An 8,731-nucleotide genomic window follows, 5' to 3' on the forward strand; every position below is an offset into this window, starting at 1 on the left:
CATTTATTTCAAATTCAGCAAGAGATTGAGGAATTATAAAATTACCGGTTGTTTCGTATATCTTGGCCGCTTTTCGCTCTGTTCCTCAGTCGTGTACATAAAGTACACTCCTTCATCACATGTCGAAAATCGTCTCAAGCTATACGACCCTGGCGGCAACATTTATTATTAAACAAGCTCTAAATAGCTGCTATCGGGAATTTCCCGATTGTTTTTAATTTAAAACAAGAAAGGAGCGGGTATGGTTCTCTGCTAATGCGACAGGGATGGTGGAGGAGCGTAGATGCTGTGTGCGCCGAGATAATCAGGGTAGGGGCATCAGCATCCGAGGGTGATGCGTAGGTTCTCAAGCTGAGATATCCATAAATCGCGTGCGTCTTCAATCTCAGAGGGGACGGCAAAGTCGGTGACAAGCAGAGAGGTAGAGTCGGTCATCTCGCCTGACAGTATCTTGAATTCGAAATAATGGCGCATTAAGTCGCCGCTCCAGCGTAGTCTCAGCGACGATTCGGTGCGCTGCGCTACGATTGAGGCTGTCTGCTCGGCGCCGTCATCCCAACGGAAAGTGAAGCGCTTTCCTTGGAGTGTCACCTCATCGGCAAACCATTCTTTCAATCCCGACGGAGTGGATATATATGACCATAACAGAGCCGGAGGAATGCTCTTGAGGTCAAACTCAATCTGAAATTTTATTTTTTCCATGGGCTAAGATTTTGTTACATTCGCAAATATATAGTAAATTGTGCAAAAATAAAACATGGAGGCCGAGGATTACGTTACTAATTTAGATAGCATATCTATAAAGTTAATATATAACCAAACAAAACAATTAAGTATATGAATACAAGTTATGTCTTTCTTGCCGAGGGCTTTGAGGAAATCGAAGCCCTGACGGTGGTTGATGTGATGCGTCGTGCCGGTATGGAGGTATCGACAGTGTCGATTACCGACAAGCTCAATGTAAAGGGCGCTAATGGAATAGAAGTGGTGGCCGACAGCCGCATTTCCGACATAGATACCACTGATGCCGAATGGCTTATCGTGCCCGGCGGCCTGCCCGGTGCCACCAACCTTGCTGCCTGCGACGCAGTAAACGACGCTTTGCAGAAGCATTGGCTGAAGCAGGGCAAGATAGCCTCGATATGTGCCTCTCCAGCCGTGGTGCTCGCTCCTCTCGATATCGTAAGGGGCCAGAATGCTACATGCTATCCTTCATTCCGGGCCGACCTTGAGAAGGGTGGCGCTACATATGTCGACATGCGTGTGGTAGAGAGCGGCAATCTGATTACCTCCAACGGTCCGTCGTCGGCCCTTGTATTCGCTTTTGCGATTGTAGCCGCCAGCCTGGGTGAGGATGTGGCTTCTTCTGTAGCCTCGGGTATGCTTGTGTGATTTCATCATACTCTGACGATATGGGCGCAGTGTCATGACCGATACTGCGCTCTTTCGTTTTATCGGCGTCGGGTTTCGTTTCGTTTTGGCGGAGTGGCAAAAAGTTGTATCTTTGCGTGAATAATTAACCAAATTTTTATCACTAAACACAATTAAGCTGTGAAACTCAAGAGTTTTGTGGCGGCTCTACTCCTCATTGCAGCCGCTCTCCCATCGGCATTTGCCGCAAAGAATCAGACAAAGTTTGTACCGGGCAAGGACCTGACACTAATCGGCAAGGTGCTGCCTACGCCCGACCGTTATGCGCGTGTCGATACAGTGAAGTACGACGGATTCACTGACTATCAGCGTCGCCATCTCAATCAGGAATCATCCGGCCTGGCCCTGGTATTCAAGACCAACAGCGACCGCGTGGAGGTCAATTTTGACTACAAGAAGCGCCATCATGCCTACAATGGCACAGATGTTGCCTCAGCCGGCGCCGACCTCTATATAAAGCGCGACGGCAAGTGGGTATACGCCGGTTCGGGCGTCCCCTCGGCCAAAGGCGAGCCTGTGGCGCTGGTGTCGGCTATGGCTCCCGGAGAAAAGGAGTGTCTGCTCTATATGCCTTTGCGCAGTATTATAGATGAGGTATATGTCGGTATCAGCCCCGACGCCACCATCACTCCGATAGAAAATCCTTTCAAGCACAAGGTTGTATTCTGGGGCTCGAGCTTTACCCATGGAGTTTCGGCCAACCGCTCCGGCATGGCTTATCCCCTGCAACTTCAGCGCGCCACCGGCCTTGATATCCGTTCGCTCGGAGTGAGCGGCAACTCCAAGCTCCAGCAGAGCTATGCACGCGTGCTCGCCGACACTGATGCCGATGCATTCGTGTTTGATGCTTTCTCCAATCCGCAGGCGCCCGAAATCAGAGAGAACTTCGACGAGTTTGTAAAGACCATACGCGCCAAGCATCCTGTCACCCCGATTATCTTCCAGCAGACTATTTACCGTGGAAGCCGCAATTTCAATACCGACAACGACCAGAAGGAGGCTGCCAAGATGGCCGCAGCCGAGGAGATGGTGCGCAAGGCCATGAAGACCGACCCCAACATATATCTCATCTATCCGGCAGCTGATACCGACGGCTCTACATGTACCGACAAGACACACCCCTCTGACATGGGCTACTACAACTGGATGGAGTCGATACGTCAGCCTATACTTGATATCCTGGCGAAGTATAACATGAAATAAATACCGGTAGCAGTATCGTAAACTATATATATGATATATGGCGGCACCTTTCGTTCGGGGGTGTCGCCATTTTTAGTTACCTTTGCGAAAACAGCAGTTCCTCATGAAGATAGATACAGTGACTCCGCGCGAGTACGGGATGATGTTTCCCCGGCCGCCACACATATTCAACAGTGTCGCATTCTCGGAGCACAACCGGCACAAATGTGACGGCGGAGATGTGCGTTACCTGTTTGCGGGCGACAGTAAGGTGCGCGGAGGTATAATCCTCGGACGCCGCGACGGTATGCTTCATTCCCCTTTCTCGGCACCTTTCGGTGGACTTACGGTGAACCGCTCCCAGCGCTTCGAGGCAGTCGATGGGATGTGGAGCGAGATTGTGGAGTATTGCCGTGCCGAGGGGATGGGACTGCGCGTCACGCTTCCGCCGGAGTTGTATGCTCCCGAACTGACTGTGAAGTCGGTCAGCGCTCTGTCGCGTCTGGGACTCACGCCGACGCTTGACGTGAGCTATCATCTCGACCTCACACGCGGCAACTTCCGCGACGGGATAAGCCGCAGTTGCCGGAAACTCTTGAATCAGGCCTCGGACAACGGACTGTCGGTAACAAAGGTGGCGCCCGTGCCGGAAAATATATTGAGGATATATAATATCATCCGTACCAATCACCTGAGCAAGGGTCGCCCTATGTGGATGGAGGCCGACGATGTAATCTCGACCGCCATGCTCGTCAAGGCCGATTTCTTTCTGCTTGTGCATGAAGGGGTGGACATTGCCGGTGCCATGGTATATCCTGCGGCCGACGGTGTAGTGCAGGTGGTGTACTGGGGCGACATGCCCGGATTCGGCGAACTGCGGGCGATGAATCTGCTTGCGGAGTATGTCTATGAGTATTACCGCCGGGCGGGGATGCGTCTGCTTGACCTCGGTCCTGCGACCGAGACGGGTGTCCCCAACTATGGCCTGTGTGTGTTCAAAGAGAGTCTCGGCGCCGAGCCTGGTCTCAAGTACACGATGATGCTCAAAGGGTGAACTGTCGGGCTGCATGTGATTTCCGGCAGCCCGGAGGCTGATTACTCGATGTAGAGCTTCGGGAGGGCTGTGGAGTCGACCTCTTCTTTCTGCCAGAATGTGGCGCGGTCGATGGAATCTTTTTCGACTTTCGAGCCATGCGAGCCCCATTTGTTGGCTTTCATCTTGCGAGCCTTTTCTTTCTTGGCTTTTTTGTCCTGCTTAGGATTCTTTTTGGTGGTTACGCCTACCTGTCGTCCTGCTTTCTTGGCTTTGTCAACCTGGGCCCCGGTGATTACCTGTGAAAAGTCGGGTATTGCCTTGGGATGGTTGGGATCGGTAAGGTCGACTGTGATGGGGAGGAAGTCACTTTCGGCAAGGAACTCGCCCTTCTTTCCAGGGTCGGCATACAGCGACAGCTGGGCGTAGATGCGGTATTTGTGGCCGTTGTTGAGGTGAAGCTCCCTGACGGGTATGAAGAGTTCGAAGTCGTTTACTTTCATGTCGCTTTCCGCAGGGCGGAAGTAGTCGAATGCTGCCACGTAGTTGAGCGATGGCGACAGACGGTACTTGTCGTTTTTGTCGCGCAATGCCCATCCGCCGGGGCGGCTGTAAAATATGGCCTGCACGCCTACGAGGCGTCCTTTGGCGTTGGTGAGGTTGAAGTCGACATGTAGCGACAGACCCTCCTGGTCATGTTTCATCACACCGGTTTCCACCCATGTGCGGTTGAGGCGTGCTGTTGTAGATGCTGCTGTGGGGATTATTGCGACGATAGAGAGCAGAAAAGCAAGTATAATTGATTTCATAGGTGTGTATTCTGTTTTGTCAGAACAAAGTTACATATATTTTTCTAACAGGGTCAAAACATCTTGCACAATGTATGCGTTTAGCGTGCATATCAGTTCAGTTTTTAGAAAAATTGAGTAACTTTGTGACTCTTTGACGTGAATAAAAGAAAGTTATGAATCATATACAAGAAGTGGCGGCACGCCTGCGCGGACTTCGCGACGCTCTTGAACTTACGGCAGAAGAGGTGGCACGCCAATGTGAGGTGTCGCCCGAACTGCTTGCCGCTTATGAGAGCGGTGAGTCCGACGTGCCGGTGAGTTTCCTACATCGCCTTGCCGGGGCTTACGGAGTGGAGCTCACGGCTCTCCTTTTTGGCGAGGAGCCTACGATGAATTCTTATTTTGTCACCCGTGCCGGCAAGGGTGTGAAGGTAGAACGCACGGCGGCCTACAGCTATCAGGATCTCGCTGCGGGCTTCCAGCGTAGGCTTATGGCTCCGTTTCTTGTCACAATAGAGCCCACCGACTCTCCTCTGACGCTGAATGTGCACAGCGGGCAGGAGTTCAACTATGTACTTGAGGGCGAAATCGAACTTTCGGTTGGCGGACACGTTACACGTATGCGTCCCGGCGACAGCATAATGTTTGATTCTCTTCGTCCCCATGGCCTGCGTGCCATTGGCTCAACGGCAAGGATTATAGCCATAATTTCGTAGACTGTTGTTGCCCGATATCATCAACCTATTATTTGCTTACACATGCTTGAAAAGTTTTTAGATAAGACCGAATTTGAGTCTTATGAGGATTTTATGGCCAACTTCCATGTCACTGTGCCCGACAACTTTAATTTCGGTTACGATGTGGTTGACGCCTGGGCCGAGAAAGCTCCCGATAAGCCGGCTCTGCTATGGACCAACGACAGGGGTGAGAAGATACAGTTTACGTTTGCCGACATCAAGCGCGAGAGCGACCGTACGGCTTCGTTCTTCCAGTCGCTCGGCATCGGACATGGCGACATGGTGATGCTGATACTCAAGCGCCACTATCAGTTCTGGTTTTCGATTATAGCTCTCCACAAACTCGGAGCCACAGTAATCCCCGCTACCCACCTGCTCACCGAGCACGATATAATCTACCGTTGCAATAAGGCCGGCATAAAGGCCATTGTATCGACAGGCGATGAGGTGGTGCTTGGTCACATACAGCGCTCTATGGGCGAATGTCCTACCGTTGAGGCTCTGATATCGACCGGGCCTGTGGTGCCCGAAGGATGGTACGACTTCAACAGCTCGATAGCCGGTGCGGCACCTTTCGTGCGCCCCGCGGTCGCCAATGCCAACGATGATATATCGCTGCTATACTTTACCTCCGGCACCACCGGCGAGCCCAAGATGGTGGCCCACAATTTCACCTACCCCCTTGGCCATATCATCACCGCCAGCTACTGGCACAATCTTGGCGAGGACAGCCTGCACCTTACACTTGCCGATACCGGCTGGGGAAAAGCAGTGTGGGGCAAGCTCTATGGCCAGTGGATAGCCGGTGCAAATGTATTTGTCTACGACTTCGAGAAGTTTGAGCCTGTCGATGTGCTCCGCATGATTCACGACTATGGCATAACCTCTTTCTGCGCGCCGCCTACGGTGTTCCGGTTCCTTATACGCGAAGATTTGTCGAAATACAATCTGTCGACCCTGCGCTACTGTACCATTGCCGGCGAGGCGCTCAATCCGAGTGTTTACGAGCAATGGCTGCAACTTACCGGCATCAAGCTGATGGAGGGTTTCGGCCAGACCGAGACAACTCTTACCGTAGCCACTTACCCCTGGCTTGAGCCGAAGCCAGGCTCGATGGGCAAGAAGGGGCCGGAATATGACATTGACCTTGTCGACGGGCAGGGTGTTCCCGTAGAGGATGGCCAGCAGGGCGAGATTGTGGTAAGGCTGCCTGAGGGTGGCCACCGTCCGCTCGGACTTTTCAAGGAATATCTCAACGACCCGCAGCTCACCCACGAGGCTATGCACGACGGTCTGTATCATACGGGTGATGTGGCATGGCGCGACGAGGACGGATATTTCTGGTTTGTAGGCCGTATCGACGACGTAATTAAATCGTCGGGCTACCGTATAGGTCCGTTTGAGGTGGAGAGCGCTCTGATGACTCATCCCGCTGTAGTCGAGTGTGCCATCACCGGCGTCCCCGATGATATCCGCGGCCAGGTGGTCAAGGCCACCATTGTGCTGAGCAAGGAGTATGAGGGACGAGCCGGCGATGAGCTGGTAAAGGAGATTCAGAATCATGTAAAGCGCGTTACTGCCCCTTACAAATATCCCCGTGTGGTGGAATTTGTAAAGGAACTTCCAAAGACTATCTCCGGAAAGATACGCCGTGTGGAAATCCGGCGTGACGACACCAACAAAAATGCCTGACAATTTGTTGAAAATTATTAAAAAGCTCTTCGTATGCCAACACCACGCTTTAAAAGTATTGCCGTAAAAATCGGCAGTAATGTGCTCACACGACGCGACGGTACTCTTGACGTGACCCGCATGTCGGCTCTTGTCGACCAGATAGCCGAGCTGCATTCGGCAGGGATGCGTGTGGTCATTGTGTCGTCGGGAGCTGTGGCTGCAGGGCGCAGCGAGCTCCGTGGCATACAGGGACTTGACTCCGTGTCCTCGCGTCAGCTGTATTCGGCCGTTGGGCAGGCCAAGCTCATCAACCGTTACTACGACCTCTTCAGCGGACGTGGACTCGCCTGCGGCCAGGTGCTTACGACAAAAGAGAATTTCGCCACACGCCGCCATTACCTCAATCAGAAACACTGCATGGAGGTGATGCTCGACAACGACGTCATACCTGTGGTCAATGAGAACGACACCGTTTCGATGACCGAGCTGATGTTTACCGACAACGACGAGCTGTCGGGGCTTCTTGCCACGATGATGGGCTGCGACGCGCTGGTGATTCTCAGCAATGTCGATGGTGTATACACCGGCGACCCTACCTGTCCCGACAGCCGGCTCATACCGGTGATAGGGAGCGGATTCGACGCTTCGGGTATGATAAGCGAGAACCGCTCGTCGCTCGGACGCGGCGGCATGGCTACCAAATACCGTACCGCCACCAAGCTCGCCTCCGAGGGGGTGGCTGTTATCATAGCCAACGGCAAGCGTGAGGGTGTGCTCACCTCACTGATGGGACTCGGGCCCGAGGTACCGCACACGCTTTTCAGTCCGTCGGCCACTCCGGTTACAGGTGTCAAGAAATGGATTGCCCACAGCGAGGACTTCGCCAAGGGTGCCGTGCGTGTCAACCGCGGTGCCGCCGAGGCTCTGTTGTCGCCTGTCGGCACGAGCCTGCTAATGGTGGGTGTCGACGCCGTAGAAGGCGACTTTGAAAAGGACGACATTGTACAGGTGATTGATCCCGACGGCAATGTCATAGCCTGGGGGCGTGCCGGCCTCGATGCGGCTCATGCCCGTGCGGCTGTAGGCGGACGTGGCAATCGTCCGCTTATCCATTGCGACTACCTGTATATCGACTCGTCGGTAAAGTCGCCGTTCCTCCCCTGACCGGCCCCTGCTTTCTGAAAATCACACACACATATATCTATTATCTATTGTATCTATTTTTATTTATTATGAGAAAGTTATTCAGACACACATTGCTCATGGCAATAGTGTTGCTCGCCGGAGCATCGACAGCCGGCGCGCGTGAAAAAATGACGGGTGTCAACGGCATACGTTTCGGTTGGAAGTACGACAAGTGTGTCGAGGCGCTCGGCGACCCTCAGCGCTCCGTTACTACCGACCCCATAAACGAGCAGCGTCAGTACTCTTATGCCCCGGCCTCGTGGGGCACTGTGGCATGGGACAACGGTGTGCTTGACTTCTACAAGGACAAGCTGATGCAGGTCGGCTTCTCCCGCACTACGACTACGCCCGACATGTCGGCTTTCGAGGGGGCACGCAGCCACCTTACCGACCTCTATGGCGAGCCTGCTAAGATACGCGACACAGACAACAACCTTCTGTGGCGTGCCGCCGACGGCAATATCGCAATCCTGCAATATGTGGCCGTAAGCCCCTCGCAGGCCGAAGCCCGACAGGCGCCGAAGAAATATACCACACTGCTATATTTCATAGACAACAAGGAGGTGGCCAAGAAAGCCAAGAATGCCGAAGGCTACCTGCGCTCTCTGATAGAATAAAACAAGATTTTAGAGCTTGTTTAATAATAAATGTTGCCGCCAGGGTCGTATAGCTTGAGACGATTTTCGACATGTGACGAA

General features: G+C 53.0%; 9 protein-coding genes. 7 read left to right on the forward strand and 2 right to left on the reverse strand.

What is annotated here, in order from left to right; genetic code table 11:
- Positions 1-318: 318 nt before the first annotated feature.
- Positions 319-702 carry an START-like domain-containing protein gene (locus tag K2I50_RS07485; RefSeq protein WP_301025723.1) on the reverse strand — a complete coding sequence of 128 codons (384 nt, stop codon included), beginning with the start codon at positions 700-702 and terminating at the stop codon, positions 319-321.
- Between the two features lie 135 nt (positions 703-837).
- Between K2I50_RS07485 and K2I50_RS07490 the strand changes: the two genes are divergently transcribed.
- The 3 genes from K2I50_RS07490 (at position 838) to K2I50_RS07500 (ending at position 3,667) form a co-directional block, all read left to right on the forward strand.
- Positions 838-1,392 (forward strand): DJ-1 family glyoxalase III, encoded by a 555-nt coding sequence (locus K2I50_RS07490; protein WP_301025724.1) that lies wholly within the window; start codon positions 838-840, stop codon positions 1,390-1,392.
- A 159-nt stretch (positions 1,393-1,551) separates the two neighbouring features.
- Positions 1,552-2,634 carry an SGNH/GDSL hydrolase family protein gene (locus K2I50_RS07495; RefSeq protein ID WP_301025725.1) on the forward strand — a complete coding sequence of 361 codons (1,083 nt, stop codon included), beginning with the start codon at positions 1,552-1,554 and terminating at the stop codon, positions 2,632-2,634.
- A 103-nt stretch (positions 2,635-2,737) separates the two neighbouring features.
- A complete protein-coding gene (locus tag K2I50_RS07500) occupies positions 2,738-3,667 on the forward strand; it encodes a GNAT family N-acetyltransferase (protein ID WP_301025726.1) in 930 nt (309 codons plus the stop codon).
- Positions 3,668-3,708: 41 nt separating this feature from the next.
- On the opposite strand, the gene K2I50_RS07505 is transcribed toward K2I50_RS07500, so the two are convergent.
- Positions 3,709-4,455, reverse strand: coding sequence for a hypothetical protein (locus tag K2I50_RS07505; RefSeq protein ID WP_301025727.1), 747 nt, complete (start codon positions 4,453-4,455; stop codon positions 3,709-3,711).
- Between the two features lie 155 nt (positions 4,456-4,610).
- Between K2I50_RS07505 and K2I50_RS07510 the strand changes: the two genes are divergently transcribed.
- From K2I50_RS07510 to K2I50_RS07525, 4 genes are all read left to right on the forward strand, one after another.
- Positions 4,611-5,153 (forward strand): helix-turn-helix domain-containing protein, encoded by a 543-nt coding sequence (locus tag K2I50_RS07510; protein WP_301025728.1) that lies wholly within the window; start codon positions 4,611-4,613, stop codon positions 5,151-5,153.
- Positions 5,154-5,195: 42 nt separating this feature from the next.
- The gene (locus K2I50_RS07515) at positions 5,196-6,866 is read left to right on the forward strand and encodes an AMP-binding protein (protein ID WP_301025729.1); all 1,671 of its coding nucleotides are present in this window, start codon (positions 5,196-5,198) and stop codon (positions 6,864-6,866) included.
- Positions 6,867-6,899: 33 nt separating this feature from the next.
- Positions 6,900-8,012, forward strand: coding sequence for a glutamate 5-kinase (gene proB / locus K2I50_RS07520; protein WP_301025730.1), 1,113 nt, complete (start codon positions 6,900-6,902; stop codon positions 8,010-8,012).
- Positions 8,013-8,080: 68 nt separating this feature from the next.
- A complete protein-coding gene (locus K2I50_RS07525) occupies positions 8,081-8,650 on the forward strand; it encodes a hypothetical protein (protein ID WP_301025731.1) in 570 nt (189 codons plus the stop codon).
- The last annotated feature ends 81 nt before the right edge of the window (positions 8,651-8,731 follow it).

The organism is Muribaculum sp. (genome assembly GCF_029051885.1).
In the GTDB taxonomy this organism is placed as follows: domain Bacteria; phylum Bacteroidota; class Bacteroidia; order Bacteroidales; family Muribaculaceae; genus Muribaculum.